This window comes from Nakamurella flavida, assembly GCF_030811475.1.
Taxonomy (GTDB): domain Bacteria; phylum Actinomycetota; class Actinomycetes; order Mycobacteriales; family Nakamurellaceae; genus Nakamurella; species Nakamurella flavida.
On the sequence record NZ_JAUSQV010000001.1, the window covers coordinates 3505319 to 3526301 of the forward strand.

Consider the following 20983-nt stretch of genomic DNA (forward strand, 5'->3'; position numbering starts at 1 on the left):
CATCGGGGTCCGCTCGGCCGGAACCCGGTGGCGCACGCGCCTATCCTGGACCGGTCATGGCCACCGTCACCGCTCCGCCCGATCTCACCGGTCTCTCCATCGCCGACGAGCGCAGACTGGGCCGCCGGTGGCAGCGCCTGAGCGGGCTGCGCGACCCGGCCCGCCGGGACCGGGAGCAGAACCAGCTGCTCGGCCAGACCGAGGCGGCCCGGAACAAGATGGTCCGCCGCCGGGCCGCGGTGCCGGCGCTGAACTTCCCGCCCGAGCTCCCGGTGTCCGAGCGGGTGGACGACCTGGCCGCCGCCATCGCCGAGCACCAGGTCGTGATCGTGGCCGGGGAGACCGGCTCGGGGAAGTCCACCCAGCTGCCCAAGGTCTGCCTGCAGCTCGGCCGCGGGGTGCGCGGCACCATCGGGCACACCCAGCCACGACGGATCGCGGCGCGTGCCCTGGCCGAGCGGATCGCCGAGGAGACCGGCACGGAGCTGGGCGGGGCCATCGGCTACACCGTCCGCTTCGGCGACCACACCGGCCCGGACACCCTGGTCAAGCTGATGACCGACGGCATCCTGCTCGCCGAGATCGGCCGCGACCCGGACCTGCTCGCCTACGACACGATCATCCTGGACGAGGCCCACGAACGCAGCCTCACCATCGACTTCCTGCTCGGCTACCTGGTCCGGCTGCTGCCGCGCCGCCCCGACCTGAAGGTGATCATCACCTCGGCCACCATCGACCCGGAGCGCTTCTCCCGGCACTTCGGCGACGCCCCGATCATCGAGGTGTCCGGGCGGACCTATCCGGTCGAGATCCGCTACCGGCCCTGGGGTCTGGACGCCGAGGACGCAGGCGACGGCGACGACCCGGACGATCTCGCCGACGACCTCGCCGAGGTGCCGGGCGACCCCGACCGGCCCGCTCCCGTCCGCACCCGGGCCCGGTCCGCGGCGCGACCGGCCGGCCAGGACCGGGCCGCCCAGCCCGACCAGGCCCAGGCCATCTGCGCCGCGGTCGACGAGCTGGAGGCCCAGCGCGACGGGGACATCCTGGTGTTCCTGTCCGGGGAACGCGAGATCACCGACACCGCCGAGGTGCTCCGCGGCCACCTGGCCGGCCGGCCGGGTCGGTACGAGGTGCTCCCGCTGTACGGACGGCTGTCCGCGGCCGAGCAGCACAAGGTGTTCAGCGCGCACACCGGCCGGCGGATCGTGCTGTCCACCAACGTGGCCGAGACCTCGCTGACCGTGCCGGGCATCCGGTTCGTCATCGATCCCGGCACGGCCCGGATCTCCCGCTACTCCTCGCGCACCAAGGTGCAGCGGCTGCCCATCGAGCCGATCTCGCAGGCCTCGGCCGGGCAGCGGGCCGGCCGGTGCGGCCGCGTCGCCGACGGCATCTGCATCCGGCTCTACAGCGAGGAGGACTTCCTGGGGCGCCCGGAGTTCACCGATCCGGAGATCGCCCGGACCTCATTGGCCTCGGTCATCCTGCAGATGGCCTCGCTGGATCTCGGTGACATCGCCGACTTCCCGTTCCTGGACCCGCCGGACCGGCGGCAGATCACCGACGGCATCACCGTTCTCACCGAGCTGGGCGCCCTGGAGACGGGCGGCGACCGGGTGCTGCTCACCCCGACCGGCCGGTCGCTGGCCGCGCTGCCGGTGGACCCGCGGCTGGCCCGGATGATCGTCGAGGGCGACCGACGCGGCTGCCTGGCCGAGCTGCTCGTCATCGTCTCCGCGCTGTCCATCGTGGACGTCCGCGAGTACCCGCTGGAGGACCGCGAGAAGGCGACCGCGTCGCACTCCCGGTTCGTCGAGCCGCACTCGGACTTCCTGTCCCTGGTCAACCTGTGGCGCTATCTCGGCGAGCAGGGGAATACCCTGTCCGGCAACGCGTTCCGCCGCATGTGCAAGCAGGAGTACCTGCACTACCTGCGCATCCGGGAGTGGCAGGACCTGCACTCCCAGCTGCGGCAGATCGCCCGCGGGCTGGGCATGGACGTCGAGGCCAGCGCGCGCATCGTGGACGTGCCAGCGCCCGCCGCCGCGGAGGGGGAGGAGGCCGGCGCGCCCGAGCAGGCGCCGGTCAGTGCGACCGGGGTGAGCCGGGGCCGGCGTCGGCACGGCCGCCGCGGCCAGCAGCTGCCCACCACGGTGAAGCCTGCCGCCGGGACCGCGGCGACGCAGGCCGGCAAGGGGTCGCTGGCCACCGGGATGGACGTGGCGCGCATCCACACCGCCCTGCTCGCCGGGCTGCTCTCGCACATCGGGTTGCGGCTGGAGCCGGGCCGGGAGTACCAGGGCACCCGCGGCACCAAGTTCGTCATCTGGCCGGGGTCCGCGCTGGCCAAGTCCGGCCCACGCCTGGTGGTGGCCGGTGAGCTGGTGGAGACCTCCCGGCTGTGGGGCCGGCTGGCCGCCCGGATCGAGCCGGAGTGGGTGGAGACGGTCGGCGGGGAGCTGTTGCGCCGCAACTACTCCGAGCCGCACTGGAGCGCCCGTCGCGGGGCCGTGGTGGCCAGCGAGAAGGTCACCCTGCTCGGCGTGACCCTGGTCGCGGCGCGCAGTGTGGCCTTCGACCGGATCGACCCCGAGCTCTGCCGGGAGCTGTTCATCCGGCACGCCCTGGTCGAGGGCGACTGGCAGACCCGTCACGCGTTCTTCGCCGCCAACCAGGCCGCGCTGGCCCAGGTGCAGGACTGGGAGGACCGGGTCCGGCGGCGCGACCTGGTCGACGACGAGGCCCTCTTCGCCTTCTACACCGCACGCATCCCGGCCGACGTCACCTCGGCCCGGCACTTCGACTCCTGGTGGAAGAAGGTCTCCCGGGAGGACCCCGGTCTGTTGACGGTCACCGCCGAGCAGCTCGTCGCGGCCGGGGCCGACGCGGTGGACCCGGCCGAGTTCCCCGACCGGTTCACCTCCGGCGGGGTCGATCTCGACCTGGACTACACCTTCGACCCCACGTCCGAGCAGGACGGGGTGGGTGTCACGATCCCGCTGGCCGTGCTGGCCCGGGTCGACGCGGGAACCTTCGACCAGCAGGTCCCGGGTCTGCGCCAGGAACTGGCCGTGGCCCTGCTGCGCACGCTGCCCAAGACGCTGCGCCGGTCGTTCGTCCCGGCGCCGGACTTCGCCCGGGCCGCGCTGGCCCACGCCGGCGGGGCGGCGGGTGCGTCCGGCTCGGCCGGGATGGCCGCCGAACTGGCCCGCGCCCTCACCGCGCTCACCTCCATCACCGTGCGGGCGTCCGACTTCGACGTGGAGAAGGTGCCCGCACACCTGCGGATGACGTTCACCGTCGTGGACGAGCGGGGCCGGGCGGTGGGCACCGGCAAGGACCTGGCCGGCCTGCAGCAGCAGCTGGCGGTGGACTCCCGGCAGGCGGTGGCCAAGGCGTCCGGCACCGTCGAACGCTCCGGGTTGACGGCGTTCCCGGCGGACGGGGTGCGGCAGAGCGTGACCAGTACCGTCGACGGGCACCGGATCACCGGCTACCCCGCCCTGGTCGACGACGGGGACAGCGTCAGCCTGCGGATGTTCACCTCCCGCGACGAGCAGCTCGCCGCGATGCGCGGCGGGGTGCGCCGACTGCTGGTGCTGCGCTCGCGGTCACCGCTGGCCCACCTGCGGTACGCGTTGACCCGCACCCAGCTGATGACCCTGGCCACCAGCCCGCACGGCAGCATGGGCGCACTGGTGCAGGACGCGGTGGAGGCGGCGGTCGACGCCCTGCTCGACTGGTCCGGCGGGCTGGCCTGGACGGTGGCGGACTTCGAGGTGCGGGCCACCCGCATCGCCGGTCAGCTCGACCGGGCCGTCACCGATGTACTCGCCGCCGGGGAGCAGATCCTGCGGGCCGCCAACGACGCGCAGGAGGCGATCGCCGCGGTGAAGGGCACCGCCCTGACCGAGCAGGTCGCCGATCTGCGTGCGGAACTGGCGCGGTTGGTGCACCCGCGGTTCCTGGCCGAGACCGGCGCCGCGGGGCTGCCCGACCGGTTGCGGCATGTCCAGGCCCTGGCCCGGCGGGCCACCCGGCTGCCGGAGAACCCGGGCCGGGACCGCGAGCGGATGGTGGAGATCGCCGAACTCCGCAGCGAGATCGACGCGGCCGCCGACCGGCTCGGTCCGCGGGGGCGGCCGGGGGTGGCCGCCGTGCGTCAGCTGCTGGAGGAGTACCGGGTCGCGGCGTTCGCGCAGCCGATGCGCACCGCGGTGCCGGTCAGTGCCAAGCGGATCCGCTCGGCACTGACCGATCTGCTCGCCGACTGAGCCGGTCGGCGGACCTGCTCAGTACCGCCCGGTCGCGGACGGCGACCCGGGCTGCTCGGGCAGCGTGGGCTCGACCGGGGTGGTGGGGGCGGGGCCGGCCGGCGGGGTCGGCGCCGGGGCGGGCACGGTCGGCTCCGGACCCGGGTCGGTGGGGGTGGGCTGCTGGGCCGTCGGGGCCGTGGGTGCCTGGTCTCCGGTGGTCTGCTCGGCCGCCGGGTCGGTGTCGCCCTTGAGCCGGTCGACCAGGCCGTGCAGCTTCTGCTCGATGGGGTCGGCCTTGTCGTGCCCGACCTTCCTGCCGACGACCTCGCCGACCTTGTCGATGCCGCTCTTCACCTGATCGGAATGCTCGGAGAGCAGCGACTGTGCCTTGTTCCGCAGTTCGTTGAAGTCGACCATGGTGCAGTCCTCTCCTCGTCGCCGAGCTCGTTCGCGGCGGTTGGGGCCACCCTAGGTGACCGCCCCCGGTGTCGTCATCGGAGCGTCACCCGTCGGGGCCGGGCGGGTCGCCCGAAGTGGTGAAGCCGGTCGACCCCGTGCAGCACATCTGACCGTGGGTCATGTCGTTTGACGCCCGGACCCGGACCCGGCGACGCTGCCCCGGTGGGATACATCGAGTTCGCCGGCATCGGCCAGTGGTTGCCCGACGGGCGGCCCCTGCTGGCCGACGTCTCCTTCCGGGTCGGGCAGGGCGTGGTGGCCGCGCTGATCGGCCCGAACGGCACGGGCAAGACCACGCTGCTGCGGATCGCGGCCGGGGAGATCCCCGCGGACGAGGGCGTGGTGACCTCGGCCGGGGAGCTCGGCGTGATGCCGCAGTTCATCGGGTCGGTGCGCGACGACTCCACCGTCCGCGACCTGCTGCTGACGGTGACCCCGGGCCCGGTGCGGGAGGCCGCCGCCGCGTTGGACGCCGCGGAGCTGGCCATGATGGCCGACGACAGCGACGCGGTGGCGATGACGTACGCGCAGGCGTTGGCCGACTGGGGCGACGTCGGCGGCTACGACTGGGAGACCCGGTTCGATGTCGCCACCGTGGCCGCCCTGGGTGTCCCCTACGACCGGGCGAAGTTTCGGGCGGTCACCAGCCTGTCCGGCGGTGAGCAGAAGCGGGTGGTGCTGGAGCTGCTGCTCGACGGGCCGGCGCAGGTGCTGCTGCTGGACGAGCCGGACAACTATCTCGACGTGCCCGGCAAGCAGTGGCTGGAGCGGCGACTCGCCCAGGTCGGGGAGTCCGGGCGGAGCGTGCTGTTCGTCTCGCACGACCGCGAGCTGCTGGCCGCGGCCGCGACCCGCATCGTCACCCTGGAGCCGGGAGCCGCCGGCGCGACGTCGTGGGTGCACGGCGGTTCCTTCACCGGCTACGTCACCGCCCGCGACGAGCGGAACTCCCGGCTGGAGGAGCTGCGGCGGCGGTGGGACGAGGAGCGGGCCAAGCTCGTCGCCCTGGTGCTGATGTACAAGACCAAGGCCGCCTTCAACGACGGGCTCGCCTCCCGGTACGCGGCGGCGCAGACCCGGCTGGCCCGGTTCGAGTCGGCGGGCCCGCCGCAGGCCGTGCCGATGGTGCAGTCGGTGACGATGCGGCTGCGCGGCGGGCGCACCGCGAAGCGCGCGGTGGTCGCGGAGGGCCTGGGGCTGACCGGGCTGATGGATCCGTTCGATCTCGAGGTGTTCTACGGCGACCGGCTGGCCGTGCTCGGGTCGAACGGATCGGGCAAGTCGCACTTCCTGCGGCTGCTGGCCGCCGGCGGGAGCGACCCCGACCCGGCCGCGACACCGGTCGGGGCGGCCGATCTCGCGCCGGTCGCGCACACCGGAACGGTGGCCCTGGGCTCCCGGGTGCGGCCGGGGTACTTCCGGCAGACCCACGCCCACCCGGAGCTGCACGGGCGGACGCTGCTGGAGATCCTGCACCACGGCGACGACGACCGGGCCGGGATGGGCCGGGAGCAGGCGGCCCGCGCGCTGGACCGGTACGGCCTGGCCCGGGCGGGCGAGCAGACCTACCAGACGCTGTCCGGCGGGCAGCAGGCCCGCCTGCAGATCCTGCTGCTGGAGCTCTCCGGAGCGACGCTGCTGCTGCTGGACGAGCCGACGGACAACCTGGATCTGCATTCGGCGCAGTCGTTGGAGGCGGCGCTCGCCGCGTTCGACGGCAGCGTCATCGCCATCACCCACGACCGCGCCTTCGCCCGCACGTTCGACGCGTTCCTCGTCTTCGGCGCCGACGGGTCGGTGGTGGTGTCCGACCAGCCGGTCTGGGACGTGCAGCGGGTGCGCCGGGCGCGATGAACCCCGTCCCACGGCCGGGTCCGGGCGGGTACCGGCGTGTCACGATGGTCCGGTGACCCGCTCCCACCCGCCCCGGACCGGCGCGCCCCGCGTGCTGGCGCGTCGAGCGCCCGCCGGGAGCCCGGGGGGTTCCGTCCAGCCGGTGTTCGCCGGGGTGACCCGGTCGGCGGCCGTCTTCGCCCTGCTGGTCGGGGCGGCCGCCCTGGTCGCGGTGCTGGTCAGCTCCGGGGTGACCCGCATGCCGCCCATCGCCGGGTTGGCCGAGCCGTCCCCGGTGGTGCGGTGGGGCATCCCGACCGCGCGCATCCTGGTCGATCTGGCCGCGGTCACCACGGCCGGACTGGCCCTGCTGGCCCGCTTCATCGGGTTCGACCGACCGGAACGCTCCGAGCCGGTGCTGCGCCGCACCTACCGCGTCGCGGAGTGGTCGGCGTGGACGTGGACGGTCGCCGCCGTCGTCTCCGTCGTCCTGTTGACCGCCGAGCTGCAGCCCGGGTCCGTCCCGTCGCCCGGTGACGTCTGGACCTACGTGGCGTCGATCGCCGCCGGCAAGGGTCTGCTGCTGTCCGCAGGGTGCGGGCTGCTCTCGGTGTGGCTGGTCCGGCTGACCCGCCGGCACGGCGAACGGGTGCCGGCCGAGCTGCGCGCCGGCGTCGCCCTGTTCGGTCTGCTGCCGCTGCCGTTGACCGGGCACGCCACGAACTGGGACTACCACGACCTGTCGATGGTCTCCATGGAGCTGCACGTCGTCGCGGCCAGCGCGTGGGCCGGTGGGCTGGGCGCGGTGGTGGTGTTCCTGTCCGGCCGGGCCGACCTGCTCGCCGTCGCCCTGCCGCGGTTCTCGCGCCTGGCCACCTGGTGCGTCGTCGTGGTCGGCCTGTCCGGGGTGTTCAACGGTCTGCTGGAGCTGGCCGTCTCCCCGGTGACCAACCTGCCCGAGTCGTTGTGGCAGACCCGGTACGGGGTGCTGATCCTGGCCAAGACGGCGCTGATGATCGTGGTCGCCGCCATCGCCGTGGTGGTCCGGCAGCGTCTGCTGCCGCGCATCCTCGACCGGCGGCGCACCGCGGTCGCCGTGTGGTGCGGGTGGGAGCTCGTCGTGCTGGGCATGGCCTTCGGCGTCGCCGTGGCGCTGACCCGCTCGTCGGTCCTGCCGTTCTGACCCTGCGTGACCTGACCCTGGTCGGCCTGACCCTGCTCGGTCCGGAACGGCTCAGCCGCTGACGCGTTCTCCGGTGCGCCGGTCGGTCCGCGCCGGGCGGGCGGTACGACGGGCTTGCGACGTTGCGGGCTTGGCCGCCCACCCGGTGAGCACCCCGCGTGCGTCCCGCTCGGGCTCCGTCTCGTAGCCCACCGGCGCGGGCGGCCGGCGCGTGTCGAGCCCGATGCCGCGCCGGACGAGGAGCGTCACCGCGGACCACGTGGCGGCGAGCAGCAGGAAGCTGATCCAGAACGTGCCCCAGGCGACGGGCACCGTGTAGAGGTTCGCGCCGGCCTCGAACGCCTGGCGCATCTCCACGATCGTCCAGGATCCGAGGGCCAGCGGCGTGCCGAACGCGACGGCCTGCAGGGCCAGTGCCCCGTACCCGACGGCGGTGAGCACGGCGGCGCCGACGACGGCACGCAGGTAGGGCTGCATCCTGGGCAGGAACATCAGGTCGACGGCCAGCCCGACCGGCAGCAGCCACAGCGGCACGGAGCTCGGCGGGAAGATGGTGAACGTCAGCAGCGGCCAGATGACGCAGCGGTAGGCGACGTACAGGGCGATGACGATGGTCGCCGTCCAGCGGCGGCCGACCATGAGCCGGGCGAAGACCAGCAGGGCCACGCAGATGCCGATCACCCACACCGGGTACACCCAGGACTTGATCGGCATCGCGAACGTCTCGAGCGCGATGTCGTCGACCGGGCGGCCGATCTGGCCGGCGGCGAAGCTGAGCAGCTCGGGCTCGGCGTAGGGCCGGCCACGCAGCCACGACTCGACCTCGAGGATCCCGTACTCCTGCTGGCCCGTCGGGAAGAAGGTGTTCTCGAACATGAACGCCCAGAGGGCGATCAGGCCGGCCGACCACTGCTTCGCGAAGCGGCCCTCGCGGGGGAACGAGTGGTACCAGTTGCGGATGACCCCGGCGATCATGATCGCGGTGCCGATGTAGAGGAGCAGGTGCGAGGGCGACCACGCCGTCAGATCGAGGCCGTTGACCCGGTGGTTGATGACGTCGATGGGGCCGGCGACCACGAAGATGCCGGTGCCGATCTGCATGATCCGCAGCGAGCGCCGGTCGGCGCCGTAGCCGGTGAAGGTGTGCGCGAGCACCAGGCCGATGGCGATGCCGGTGCCGACGGTGTTCAGGATGTGGGCGGCGGCCAGGTCGTCGCGCAGCCACTTGAAGTGCCAGGACACGTCCCAGGACGAGCCGAGCAGCTTGAACAGCAGGGCCAGCAACCACATGCGGTTCATGAAGACGACGAGGGAGCGCGGGGTGGGCCGGCCGGCCTCACCGCGCGACCAGTAGGTGTGCATGAAACCGGACACCCGGGAGCGGGGCGCCCGCATCATCGAGACCTGGTGCGCCATGGACCGTTCTCCCTCGTCACGCCACTGGTGGAAAGCCCGAGCGTACGGCGTCGGGTGTCCAGGACGGGTGCTCGGCGATGCGTGGGTCAGCCGTCGGTGGGGAAATGCGCGCGCACGACCGGGCCGCCCGCACCGGCACCCACCCCGGTGACGTGGCCGCCGGCGGCGCCGATGGACAGCAGCTGCTCGATGAGGTCGGCGCCCTGCAGGGTGACCGGGACGAGGGTGCCCGGGCCGGCGTCGTACCGCATCCGCCCGGCGTGGCCGGCCTCGGCGAGCTTGGCCAGGGAGCCGGTGGAGGCCAGGGAGCCGCGGGCGACGCCGAGGATGCCCAGCGCGTCGTCGACGGCGTCGAGCAGCGAGTCGCGGTTCGTCTCGCACATGGCGCGGATGAGCTCGGGGCGGGTGCCGGCGACGCGGGTGCCGTCGCGGAACGAGGACGCGGCCAGCGAGAGGGCCAGGGTGCCGCCGGCCGCGCCGACCTGGGCGAGGACCAGGGCGAGGAGGTGGGGCAGGTGGGACACCCGGGCGACGGCCTCGTCGTGGGCGAGTGCCTCGGCCGGGACGACCCGGGCCCCGGTGGCCAGGGCCATGGCGGCGACGGCGGCCCAGTCGGCCGGGTCGGTGTCCTCGGTGAGCGTGGTGACCCAGGCGGCGTCGGTGAACAGGTCGGCGGATCCGGCCGCCCACCCGGACTGCGCGGTCCCGGCCATGGGGTGGGACCCGACGAAACGGGCCTGCGGGGCCAGCTCGGCGACCTGGGTCTCCACCGGTGCCTTGACACTGGCCACGTCGGTCAGCGCCAGGGTGGGGGCGACGGCGTCGATACGTCGCAGCACGGAGGGGAAGGACGTGACCGGCCCGGCGAGCACGGTGAGGGCGCCGGTGGCGTCGGCGCGTTCCAGGGCGGCGTCGAGATCACCGAGCACGTCCACCCCGTCGGCGGCGGCGGCGGTGCGGGTGCCCTCGCTGGGCGACCAGCCGAAGGTGGTGGTCCGGCTGTCCAGGGCGCGGACGAGCGACCCGCCGATCAGCCCCAGCCCGAGGACGCAAATGCCCCCGGGTAGCAGGTCCCCGTTGTCGCCGGTCGTCGCCATCACAGCCCCCAGTGTCGTCACCTGATCATCATGACCATTCCGGTGTCTGGTGTCAGCTTGTTCGGCGTCGGATCGAAGGATTGTTGCTCCCCCGAACGGGGGTGAGGCTGCCCACACGGGGGAAGGCCGGTGGGACGGAGCGAAGGACGGGCCGCCGGGGGGTCGGCGGACGGCCCAGGCGTCGAGATGAGGGCCCGGAGGCCGTAACGTCTGCACCGTGACATCCGGGAACACCGAAGGTTTTGCCGTTGCGGTCGTCCACGAGGACGGCAAGTGGAAGTGCTCCCTGCTGGCCGCGGAGCTGCTCGACGACCTCGACGGGGTGATCACCGCGCTGCGGCGGGTCGCCGCGACGGGGGCCGTGTTCGGGCTGCTCGCCGTCGACGACGAGTTCTTCGTCATCGTCCGCCCCGTTCCCGGGGGCGCCTCTCTCGTCCTGTCCGACGCCACCGCCGCCCTGGACTACGACATCGCCGCGGACGTGCTGGACCTGCTGCACCTGCCCACCCCGGACGAGGACGACCTCGACGAGGATCCGTGGCCGGAGGGCGACCTGGCCCTGCTCGCCGACTTCGGCATGTCCGAGCAGGAGATGCACGTCGTCATCGACGAGGACGACCTGTACCCGGACGAGCAGCTGACGATGATCGCCCAGCGGTGCGGCTTCGGCGACCAGTTCGCCCGGCTCGTCGAGAAGTCCTGAGCTGACCCGTCGTGGCTGCCGGTGCGGCTGACGCCGCGCTGATCCGCCGGGCCCTCGCGGTGGCGCGGACGGCCCCACCGGGGGATGTCCCGATCGGCGCGGTCGTGCTGGACGCGTCCGGGCGAGAGCTCGCCACCGGCGTGAACGATCGCGAGGCCACCGGCGATCCGACCGGTCATGCCGAGATCGTCGCCCTGCGCGCGGCGGCGGCGGCCACCGGATCCTGGAATTTGGCCGGCTGCATCCTCGCGGTGACGGTCGAGCCCTGCACGATGTGCGCCGGCGCGTTGGTCGCCGCGCGGGTGGCCCGGCTGGTGTTCGGCTGCTGGGAGCCCAAGACCGGAGCGGTCGGCTCGCTCTGGGACGTGGTGCGGGACCGCCGGGTGATGCACCGGGTGGAGGTCCGCGGAGGCGTCCTCGAGCAGGAGTGCGCCGCACCCCTGCTCGAGTTCTTCACCGGCCTGCGTCAGCGCTGAGCGCGCGCCTGCTGCGGCCGCATGGCCACGAGGACCAGCACCGACGCGGCCAGGGCCACGACGACACCCAGTGCCGAGGTGGTGACCACGCCGGTGTCGAAGGCCTGGCGGGCCGTGGACATCAGCTGTATCGCGGCGCCCTGCGGCAGCTCGGCGGCCACCGTGGAGGCCCCGCCCAGCGTCTCGCCGGCCGCGGCCGCCTGCTCGGCGGTCAGGCCGGCGGGCAGCTGCACCGCGCTGCGGTAGGACGCGGTGAGGATGCTGCCCAGCACCGCGGTGCCGAGCACGGCGCCCAGCTCGTACGCCGTCTCGGAGATGGCCGACGCGGCGCCGGCTCGGGCCGGCGGGGCGGCGGTGAGCACGGCGTCGTTGGACAGCGTCTCGGCGGCACCGATGCCGGCGGACAGCACGACGAACGCGGCGGTCAGCCCGGCGGCCGTCGGGTTGTCGGCGACCACGATGACGATCCCGTAGGCCACCGCGGACAGGGCGAACCCGGCGGCCATGATGATCCGCGGGCTGATCCAGCGGGTCAGCGGGACGACGGCCAGCCCGGCCGCGACGCTGCCGACCAGGCCCGGCAGCAGGGTGAGCCCGGCCTGCAGCGGGCTCAGGCCGAGCACCAGCTGCAGGTGCTGCGAGACGAAGAACAGGAACCCGACCAGCGCGAAGATGGACAGCAGGTTGGCCAGCACCGCAGCGCTGAACACCCGGCTGTTGAACAAGCGCAGGTCGAGCATCGGCTGGGCGCGGTGCAGCTGGCGGCGCACGAACGTGACGCCGGCGGCCAGGCCGATGCCGACCGAGACCAGTGCGACATCGGTGACACCGTGCTCGGCGACGGTCTTGATGCCGAACACCAGCGGCGCCATCGTGGCCAGGCTCAGCCCGATGCTGACCGGGTCGATCGGCGACGGGTTCGGGTCACGGGACTCCGGGACGAAGATAGGTGCGAGGACCAGCAGCACCAGCAGGACCGGGACGGCCATGAGGAAGACCGAACCCCACCAGAAGTGCTCGAGCAGCACACCGCCGACGACGGGGCCGAGGGCGGCGCCACCGGCGAACCCGGCGGCCCAGATGGCGATGGCCAGCCGACGCTGCTCGGCGTGTACGAACAGCGCGCGCAGCAGCGACAGCGTGGACGGCATGAGCATGGCGCCGAAGAAGCCCAGCGCGGCGCGGCCGGCGATCAGCCAGCCGGTGGTCGGGGCGAACGCGGCCAGCGCGGAGACCACAGCGAAGCCGGCCGAGCCGATGAGCAGCAGCCGGCGCCGGCCGATGCGGTCGGCCATGCTGCCCATGGAGACCAGCAGGGCGGCCAGAACCAGGGGATAGATGTCGACGATCCACAGCAGCCCGGTGCCCGAGGGGGACAGGGCAGCGGCGATCGACGGGAGCGCGAAGCTCAGCACGGTGTTGTCGACCGCGACGAGCAGCACGGGAAGCATCAGGACGGCCAGGGCGATCCACTCGCGCACGCCGGCGCGGGGGGTGTCGTGGCTGGTCAGGGCTCGCTCGTCGCGGACGGCGGTTTCGCCGGAGACGCGGGAGAGGGCGGTGGACATGCTGCACTTCCTTCGATCTGGACGGAGCAAGGTGGCTCCGGTCGTTACTGTACCGTCTGGTCGGTATTGGGATCAACAGAGCCGTGGTCACGTCTATTCCTGGAGCTCAGCGGCGGCTCGGTGATACGCGCAGGTCCGGCGCCTACCGGCCGGTACGGTGACCGCATGCCGCCCCCGCCCCTCGCCCGGGACAAGGTGCTCGACGCGTTCGAGCACCTGCTCGTGGAGAAGGGGGAGCGGGCCGCGACCATGGAGGCCATCGCCGCACAGGCCGGGGTGTCCAAGGGCGGGCTGATCTACCACTTCAACTCCAAGGACGCGCTGGTCGAGGGCCTGGACCAGCGGCTCCGGGTGCGGTGCGAGGAAGACCTCGAGCTGATGAAGGTCGCGCCCGAGGGGCAGGTCGGCTACTTCCTGCGGACCTCCGCGCTCGCCGACACCCCGTTCGACCGCACCCTCGTCGCCGCCACCCGACTCCGCTCGCACGCGGTGGCCCGGGAAGGGCTGGTCTGGGTGCAGCGGCGGTGGTTCGACACCCTGATGGAGGTCGTCCACGACGAGGACGTCGCCCGCACCGTGATGCTCATCGGCGACGGCCTGTACTACAACGCCGCCTCCACAGCCCTGCCCGACGCCGGCCTCGGCGTGGGCGACATCGACGGCATCGTGCGGCTCGTGGAGAAGCTCGTCGGGCAGTCCACAGCGGGCTGAGCGGGGGCCGCCGGTGGTGCTGGCGGGCTCTTCGGATCGAGTAAGCTTCCGCCCGGTAGCGTGTCCGAGCGGCCTAAGGAGCACGCCTCGAAAGCGTGTGAGGGGGAGACTCCTCCGTGGGTTCAAATCCCACCGCTACCGCCACTGAGCAGCACGAACGCCGGGAGTCCTCATCAGAGGGTCCCGGCGTTCTGCGTTGCCCAGGGGTATGGACGCAAACTCTCGCCCAGGCGAAGTGTCCCTGTTGATCACCTGACCCTCGGCGCCTCTCACCTCCGCGAACCTGTCAGGCATGCGTCGTCAGTCCTCTCGTCCGCCCCGGTTCTCGCCAGGTCTCGAGTGCTCCGGGTGAAAGCGGCCGAGCCCGGCTGGGGCGGTCGAGCGAAGCCGCCGTGATCGGCCCAGCCCTTGCTGACGGGGCCGGCCGCGCCAGGGTCGCCGGAAGGTCACGCTGCTGCGCGCCTGCTTCAGACCGCCCCTGACCCCCTCTGGGCGTCCTCGGCTGGCCCGCCCACCGAGCCGGAGGGGAGTACCACGGGGCTTGACATCGGCCTTGGTATATCGAAATACTCCCACCACGACCAGCCAGACAGCGAAGCAGCTGGACGATCAGGAAATCGGTACACCTTTACTTCCGACAACGATGACGGAGTGACACGGACGATGGCGTCGATCGGATTCGTCGGCTTGGGGGTCATGGGCCTGCCCATGGCCACCCGGCTGGCCGGGGCAGGGCATCGCGTCGTGGGGTTCAGCCGCGGGTCGAAGAACCGCAAGCGTGCCGCGGCGGCAGGCCTGGAACTCGCCGACAACGCCGGCGGCGTGGCCAACGGTGCCGACGTCGTCATCACGATGCTTCCGGACACTCCCGACGTCGAGGCCATCGCGCTCGGCCCGGACGGAGTCATCGCCGGGATGCGGCCGGAGGCCGTCTTCGTCGACATGAGCACCATCCAGCCTTCGACCGCCCGGGCCCTGCACGCAGCGGGGGCCGAGGCCGGCGTCGCCGTGCTGGACGCCCCGGTCAGCGGGGGTGAGGCGGGCGCCCTCGCCGGTGAGCTGTCGATCATGGTCGGCGGGGAGGCGGACGCCCTGGCCTCGGTGACACCCGTCCTGCAGGCGATCGGAACGACGATCGTGCTGGTCGGCGGCCCCGGCAGCGGGCAGGTGGTCAAGGCGGCGAACCAGATGATGGTCGCCGCCCACCTCCAGTCCCTTGCGGAAGCACTGGTCTTTCTGCGAGCCCACGAGGTGGACCTGGAGTCCGCCACCACCGTGCTGGCCGGCGGTCTGGCCGGCAGCACCGTCCTGAACCGCAAGAAGCGGGCTTTTCTGGACGCCGACTTCACCCCCGGGTTCCGGCTCGCCCTGCACCACAAGGATCTCGGCATCGCCGCCCAGGCGGCCCGACGGGCCGGCGTGGCCCTCCCGCTGGCCGGCCTGATCGGCCAACTGGTGCAGGCGACCATCGCCCGCGGCGCGGGCGAACTGGACCACTCCGCCCTGTACGACCTGACCCTCGAGTTGAACGGCCACTCGTCGAACGGATCCCACCTGTGACCATCGTGCAGCCCACGGCCCACGCGCCGGAAAGTCCTTCCCGAACGAGAACAACGTGGTGGCAGGACCCCTTCCGCATGTTCCAGACCAACCTCCGGGAGGTCGATGCGGATCTCGACGAGGAGCGGGTGCTGGACTTCGTCCAGGACTTCGGTGCCGACGCCTGGCTGGTGAACGGCGGAGGGATCCTGTCCTTCTACCCGACCGACCTGCCCTTCCAGACGCGCAATCCCTACCTCGCTGCGCGGGACGGCGGAGACCTGCTGGGCGACGCGGTGGCCGCCGCGCACCGCCGGGGCATGAAGCTGATGGCCCGGATGGATTTCTCCAAGGTCAGCATGGCCATCGCCGAGCAGCATCCGGAGTGGTGTTTCGTCGGTCCGGACGGCGAGTGGCAGGTGATCAACGGCCAGGTCAGCGTGTGCCCGAGTGCGGGCTACTACCAGGAACGCGTCTTCGACATCCTGGACGAGATCCTCGACCGCTACCCGGTCGACGGGTTCTTCTTCAACTGGTTCGGCTTCAACGAGATCGACTACAGCGGCAGTTACCGCGGCGTCTCCCAGTCGGCGTCCTCCCAGCACGGTTTCGCGAAGTTCAGCGGCGGCCGGCCCCTGCCGACGGGCCCGGAGTCCGAGGACTACGCCCTCTGGCAGGCCTGGTCCGGCGGGGTCATCCGGGATCTGGCCGCCCGGTTCCGGGCGCACCTGCACGCCCGCCGCCCGGACATCTGCCTGATCCGCTCGGCCGATGTCACGTTCTACGAGGCGAACAACCAGGTGGGACGGGAGCTGTGGCACCACGCCACCGGCGAGGCGGTCAGCGCGTTCCGGGCGCACCGGCCGGGCACCCCGGTCCTGGTCAACTCCGTGGCGTTCGTGGACATGCCGTACCGGATGGCCGGTGAGCAGCCCGAACACTTCGCGCAGTACCTGATCCAGACCATCGCGCGGGGCGGGAACCCGTCGACTTACATCATGGGGGCGCCTGGCGAGATCCCCTACGCCGCACTGGACGTGGCGTCCGAAATCATCCGGTACCACCGGAAAAACACGGACAGCTATCGCGGGCTGGTGCCTGCCGCGCACCTCGCGCTGGTGCGTCCGGACCGGTTGTCCCAGATCGAAGGCCGGCACGAGACGTCGACCGCCGAGTTCCGCGGCCTGTACGCGGCGTTGCAGCAGTGCCACCTGCCCTTCGACGTGGTCGCGCTGGAGTCGGTGACGGACATGGGCCGCACGGGGGGCCTGGATCGTTACGCGGTGCTGGTGCTACCCGATGTCGGTGAGCTCGACTCCCCCACGATCGCGGTCCTGGAGGCGTTCGCCCTGGCCGGCGGCCGGTTGCTGCTGACCGGGGCGTCGGGTTTCGATTCCGCCGGACATGCGCAGTTGGCCGGGATGCCCGCCGAGCGGATCGTGGACAGCGTCACGAACGCCCTGGATCTCAAGTCCACCTATATGTCGTCCCGGGATCCCGAGGGCGGCCGCCACTTCTTCAGTCCGGTGGCGCCCGTGTTGGGCGCTCACCACCGCATCGAGGTTCGCGGAACGGTGGAGTCCGGGTTCGTATTCCTCCCACCCGCCCCCTACGGACCCCCGGAGAAGGCCCACGGTCACCGGTCGGACGGCCAACCGGGCTACGTGGCGAGCGACAGCGGTGACGGCCGGGTGGTTCTCGTCCCGTGGACGGTCGGTCGCTCCTATCACGAGGTCGGCCTGACCTCCCTGCGCGACTTCGTGGTGCGCCTGGTGCGCGACCTGCTCGGCGATGCCGAATCGGTGAGCGCCCACCTGCCGGAGCACATCGAGATCACCCTGCAGCAGCGGCCCGGGGCCACCCTGGTCCACTTGATCAACCTGTCCGGCGCACGCCGGAAGAGCTTCGGGCCGCCGGTCGTCACTCGTGGCGGAATCCTCCGGCTGCGAGGGGCGGCGGACTCCGAGACGCCGGTGTCAGCCACCGCGCTCGTCGCCGGAGAGCCGTGCACGACGACCGTCGACGGCGCCGACGTCCTCGTCCACCTCCCGGACATCCACCGATTCGAAGCCGTCGAGATCCAGAACGCAGAGGGTGAAGGGGCACAGCGATGACCACGACCACGACCGCGACTGCAGCCGGCGCACCGACGGACGGGACGCCGCGGACCATCTCCCGGGTGCTGGCCACCGTGCCCTACCGTCCGGACGAGCTCGATCAGCTCCGGGCCGCGTTCGCGCCGGCCACCCTGATCCACTGCGCCTCGACCGACACCGAAGCCATCGCCGAAGCGCTCGAGACGGTCGACGTGGCTGTCCTGGAGGGCGATCTCGACGACAGGTTCGTGGTCGCACCCCATCTGCGGTGGGTGCACTGCGACCACGCCGGGCTGAACAAGTCGGCCCGTCCCGATGTCTTCGCCAGGGGTCTGCTCGTCACCGGTTCGGCCGGACGGTCGGCTCCGGCGCTGGCCCAGCACGGCTTCTACTTCGCGCTGTCCCTGACCTACGAGGCGCAGCGCATGTTCCAGATGCAGGCGCAGCACGTGTGGCGGGGCATCCCGGGATACGTGGACAAGGTCGGGCTGTGGGGCAAGACGCTGGGGGTGGTCGGCCTCGGCCACACCGGTCGTGAGATGGCCGCCCTGGGCAGGGCCTTCGGCATGAGGGTGATCGCGTACCGGCGGAGCACCACCCCGGTCCCGGAGAACGTCGACGTCCTGTTGTGCGCGGACCGGGACGACAGCATCGACCCCCTGGTCGAGGAGGCCGACGTGATCATGCTGGCCACGCCGCTCACCGACGACACCTTCCATCTCTTCGCCGCCCCACAGTTCGAGCGGATGAAGTCCACGGCGCTGATCGTCAACATGGCCCGCGGCCCCGTCATCGACGAGGACGCCTTGCTCGTCGCCCTGCAGACCGGCCAGATCGGTGGCGCGGGACTGGATGTCTTCGCCACCGAACCGTTGCCGGCCGACTCGCCCCTGTGGGACGCGCCGAACATCGTGCTGACACCCCACGCGACGCCCCGCATGCCGGACAAGACCCAGCGGTCCATCGACACGATCGTCGAGAACGCCCGCCGCTACCGCGCCGGCCTGCCGATGCTGAACGCGATCTCCGAGAAGGACGTCTTCACCCACACCGCCGTCACCACCGCCCGCTGACCGAGCCCCGGCGACGACGGATCTCCGTTCCGCCAGACAGGAGTAGTCCATGACAAGGAAGTCATTGATCGCCGCAGGGCTGGCCGTGGTGGTGGTCTCGGCCACCGCGTGCGGGGGCGGGGGCGGAACGGCCGGCGCACCGACCGGATCCGACCGCCCCGTCACGGTGGCGATCGCGGTCGAACCGGTGTCCCTGGACCCCTGTGACACCCAGGACGCCACCAATGCGATCGTCGTGCGGGGCAACGTCACCGAGTCGCTCACCCGCATCGACCCGGAGAACGGCACGGTCGTCGGGCTGCTGGCCGAGTCATGGGAGCAGAAGGACCCGACCACCTGGGTCTTCACCCTCAAGTCGGGCGTCACCTTCCAGGACGGCGCTCCGTTCGACGCAACCGCGGCGGCGACGAGCATCACCAGGCTGCTGGACCCGGAACTGAACTGCCAGAACCTCGACCAGTTCCCGCAGACGATGACCTTGACCGCGGTGGACGCCACGACGTTGCAGGTCACCACGCCCGAGCCCGACCCGATCCTGCCGCTGCGCATCAGCTACGCCGACATCAGCTCGCCCAACACACCGGCCGACAGCAAGACCAGCTCCCCGATCGGCACCGGTCCGTTCTCCTTCGTCTCCAGCAGCCAGGGCCAGTCGATCCAGCTCAAGCGGAACGACAGCTACTGGGGTGACGCGCCGGAGGCGACCGCGGTGACGTACCTGTTCCGCGCCGAGCCCTCGGTCCGGGCCGGCATGGCCAGGACGGGGGAGGCGAGCATCGCCTCCGCCATCGCCGTGCAGGACGCCACCGATGACGACCGCACCCGCGAGTACAACGACAACCGCGTGTTCTTCCTGCGAACCCAGACCGATCGGGCGCCGTTCGACGACATCCGGGTTCGCCAGGCGGTGGCCTACGCCATCGACAAGAACACCATCGTGCAGGCCCTGATGGAGCGGTCCGGAACGCCCACAGATCAGATCATCACCTCGACCGTCAACGGGTTCGTCCCCGGGTACACCGCACCCGTCTTCGACCCTGCGAAGGCCAAGAGCCTGATCGCCGAGGCCGCCGCGGACGGGGTCGCGGTGACCACCGAGTTTGACCTGGTCACCCGACCCGACCTGTTCCCCGGCGCCGACGAGGTCATCCAGGCGATCGTCCAGAACCTCCAGCAGGTCGGCCTGAACGTCAAGATCGTCAGCCTGGACACCGATGCCTGGCTGCAGTTGCTGCGGGCGCCGTTCCCCCCGGACCAGCGCCCGACCATCGTGGCCATCTCGCACGACAACGTCTCCGGTGACGCCAGCTTCACCTTTCCGAAGTACATGGCCAGTGACGGCACGAACTCCACGATCCGCAGCCCGGAGATCGACGACCTGCTCGCCCGGGCGGATGTCGCCGGGGGCGAGGAGCGGGCCGCGCTGTACCAGCAGGCCAATGCGTTCGAGCAGCAGGAGGTGGCCGCGATGATCCCGATCGCGTCGCAGTCCAAGCTGATGATGCTGGCCGAGGGCATCGAGTACCAGCCCAACAGCCTGTCCGGGGTGGAACTCCGCATCGCCGACGTGCACTTCACCACCGACAACTGACCCGTCCGCGGCGCCCGCACCGATGGTGCGGGCGCCGCCGGCCAAGGAGATGCCATGCTCCCCTTCCTGCGGCGGCGCGTTCTCTCGAGCGTGGTGACGGTGCTCGGCGTCCTGGTCATCGTCTTCTTCCTGGCCCGGCTGACCGGCAGCCCGGCCAGCCTGTACCTCCCGGAGGGCGCCAGCCAGGAACGGTACGACCAGTTCAACCGGCAGTACGGCTTCGATCAGCCCCTGTGGGTGCAGTTCCTGACCTTCCTGAAAGGTGCGGTGCAGCTGGACTTCGGCGAATCGATCTGGCAGCAACGGCCCGCCCTGCAGGCTGCCGTCGCGGCCATGGGACCGACGCTCGAGTTGTCCGCGGTGGCGCTCGGGTTGTCCATCGTGGTGGCCGTCGTCCTCGGGTCCATCGCGGCGACCCACCGGTTCCGCGCCGCCGACCGACTGATCACCCTGTCCTCGCTGACCACGGCGAGCATTCCCGACTTCTGGTTCGCCCTGGTCGGTGTGCTGATCTTCGCGGTCAACCTCCGGATGCTGCCCACCTCCGGTGACGCCACCGCATCGGCCTGGATCCTGCCGGTGCTCACCCTGATGCTGAGCCCGGTGGGCGTCCTCACCCAGGTCGTCCGTGGGGCCATGATCGAATCGCTGACCTCCGGGTACGTGCAGAACGCTCGCGCGCGCGGGTTCGCCCCCGCACGACTGACCTATCGGCACGCCCTGCGCAACGCCGCACTGCCCATCATCTCGGTGGCCGGCGACAAGGCCGCCGGCATGGTCAACGGCGCAATCATCGTGGGCACCGTGTTCGCGTTCCCCGGGATCGGCACCCTGATCGTCGGTGCGGTGCTCAACCGGGACTTCGCCGTCATCCAGGCCAGTGTCTTCGTCGTCGGCATCGCGGTCGTGCTGCTCAACATCGTGGTGGACCTGATCTACGCGATCGCCGATCCCCGCGTCCGGATCAGCTGAAAGGAAG

Annotated in this window: 15 protein-coding genes and 1 tRNA gene; 12 read left to right on the forward strand and 4 right to left on the reverse strand. The window is 71.7% G+C overall.

Going from position 1 to position 20983, the window contains the following annotated elements:
- Positions 1-56 precede the first annotated feature (56 nt).
- On the forward strand, positions 57-4277 hold the full coding sequence (locus tag J2S58_RS15555; protein ID WP_205256525.1) for a DUF3418 domain-containing protein: 4221 nt from the start codon (positions 57-59) through the stop codon (positions 4275-4277).
- Between the two features lie 18 nt (positions 4278-4295).
- Here J2S58_RS15555 and J2S58_RS15560 read toward each other — a convergent pair whose 3' ends face one another.
- The gene (locus J2S58_RS15560) at positions 4296-4676 is read right to left on the reverse strand and encodes an antitoxin (protein WP_205256524.1); all 381 of its coding nucleotides are present in this window, start codon (positions 4674-4676) and stop codon (positions 4296-4298) included.
- Positions 4677-4880: 204 nt separating this feature from the next.
- Here J2S58_RS15560 and J2S58_RS15565 point away from each other — a divergent pair, with 204 nt between their 5' ends.
- Positions 4881-6572, forward strand: coding sequence for an ABC-F family ATP-binding cassette domain-containing protein (locus J2S58_RS15565; RefSeq protein ID WP_205256523.1), 1692 nt, complete (start codon positions 4881-4883; stop codon positions 6570-6572).
- Between the two features lie 52 nt (positions 6573-6624).
- Positions 6625-7734, forward strand: a complete 1110-nt coding sequence (locus tag J2S58_RS15570; RefSeq protein ID WP_205256522.1) for a copper resistance D family protein — start codon at positions 6625-6627, stop codon at positions 7732-7734.
- Positions 7735-7785: 51 nt separating this feature from the next.
- On the opposite strand, the gene J2S58_RS15575 is transcribed toward J2S58_RS15570, so the two are convergent.
- Positions 7786-9150 (reverse strand): hypothetical protein, encoded by a 1365-nt coding sequence (locus tag J2S58_RS15575; protein WP_205256521.1) that lies wholly within the window; start codon positions 9148-9150, stop codon positions 7786-7788.
- A gap of 86 nt (positions 9151-9236) precedes the next feature.
- Complete coding sequence (locus tag J2S58_RS15580; RefSeq protein ID WP_306828829.1) at positions 9237-10268, reverse strand: prephenate dehydrogenase; 1032 nt, start codon at positions 10266-10268, stop codon at positions 9237-9239.
- 196 nt (positions 10269-10464) lie between these two features.
- On the opposite strand from J2S58_RS15580, the gene J2S58_RS15585 reads away from it, so the two are divergent.
- Both J2S58_RS15585 and J2S58_RS15590 read left to right on the forward strand, forming a co-directional pair.
- Entirely contained in the window at positions 10465-10950 is a 486-nt protein-coding gene (locus J2S58_RS15585) for a tRNA adenosine deaminase-associated protein (protein WP_205256520.1), read from the forward strand.
- 11 nt (positions 10951-10961) lie between these two features.
- On the forward strand, positions 10962-11426 hold the full coding sequence (locus tag J2S58_RS15590; RefSeq protein ID WP_306828832.1) for a nucleoside deaminase: 465 nt from the start codon (positions 10962-10964) through the stop codon (positions 11424-11426).
- On the opposite strand, the gene J2S58_RS15595 is transcribed toward J2S58_RS15590, so the two are convergent.
- The gene (locus tag J2S58_RS15595) at positions 11417-12994 is read right to left on the reverse strand and encodes an MFS transporter (RefSeq protein ID WP_205256519.1); all 1578 of its coding nucleotides are present in this window, start codon (positions 12992-12994) and stop codon (positions 11417-11419) included. The two genes, J2S58_RS15590 and J2S58_RS15595, sit on opposite strands and share 10 nt — an antisense overlap.
- A 165-nt stretch (positions 12995-13159) precedes the next feature.
- Between J2S58_RS15595 and J2S58_RS15600 the strand changes: the two genes are divergently transcribed.
- The 7 genes from J2S58_RS15600 (at position 13160) to J2S58_RS15630 (ending at position 20976) form a co-directional block, all read left to right on the forward strand.
- On the forward strand, positions 13160-13705 hold the full coding sequence (locus J2S58_RS15600) for a TetR/AcrR family transcriptional regulator (RefSeq protein ID WP_205256518.1): 546 nt from the start codon (positions 13160-13162) through the stop codon (positions 13703-13705).
- 54 nt (positions 13706-13759) lie between these two features.
- Positions 13760-13849, forward strand: a tRNA-Ser gene (locus J2S58_RS15605).
- A 507-nt stretch (positions 13850-14356) separates the two neighbouring features.
- Entirely contained in the window at positions 14357-15265 is a 909-nt protein-coding gene (locus J2S58_RS15610) for an NAD(P)-dependent oxidoreductase (protein WP_338093210.1), read from the forward strand.
- Positions 15266-15342: 77 nt separating this feature from the next.
- A complete protein-coding gene (locus J2S58_RS15615; RefSeq protein WP_205256516.1) occupies positions 15343-17358 on the forward strand; it encodes an alpha-amylase family protein in 2016 nt (671 codons plus the stop codon).
- The gene (locus J2S58_RS15620) at positions 17355-18413 is read left to right on the forward strand and encodes a D-2-hydroxyacid dehydrogenase (RefSeq protein WP_205256515.1); all 1059 of its coding nucleotides are present in this window, start codon (positions 17355-17357) and stop codon (positions 18411-18413) included. Before J2S58_RS15615 ends, J2S58_RS15620 begins: the two co-directional genes overlap by 4 nt.
- A gap of 49 nt (positions 18414-18462) precedes the next feature.
- On the forward strand, positions 18463-20004 hold the full coding sequence (locus J2S58_RS15625; RefSeq protein WP_205256514.1) for an ABC transporter substrate-binding protein: 1542 nt from the start codon (positions 18463-18465) through the stop codon (positions 20002-20004).
- Positions 20005-20058: 54 nt separating this feature from the next.
- Positions 20059-20976: an ABC transporter permease gene (locus tag J2S58_RS15630; protein WP_205256513.1), complete on the forward strand. Its 918-nt coding sequence runs from the start codon at positions 20059-20061 to the stop codon at positions 20974-20976.
- Positions 20977-20983: the final 7 nt, after the last annotated feature.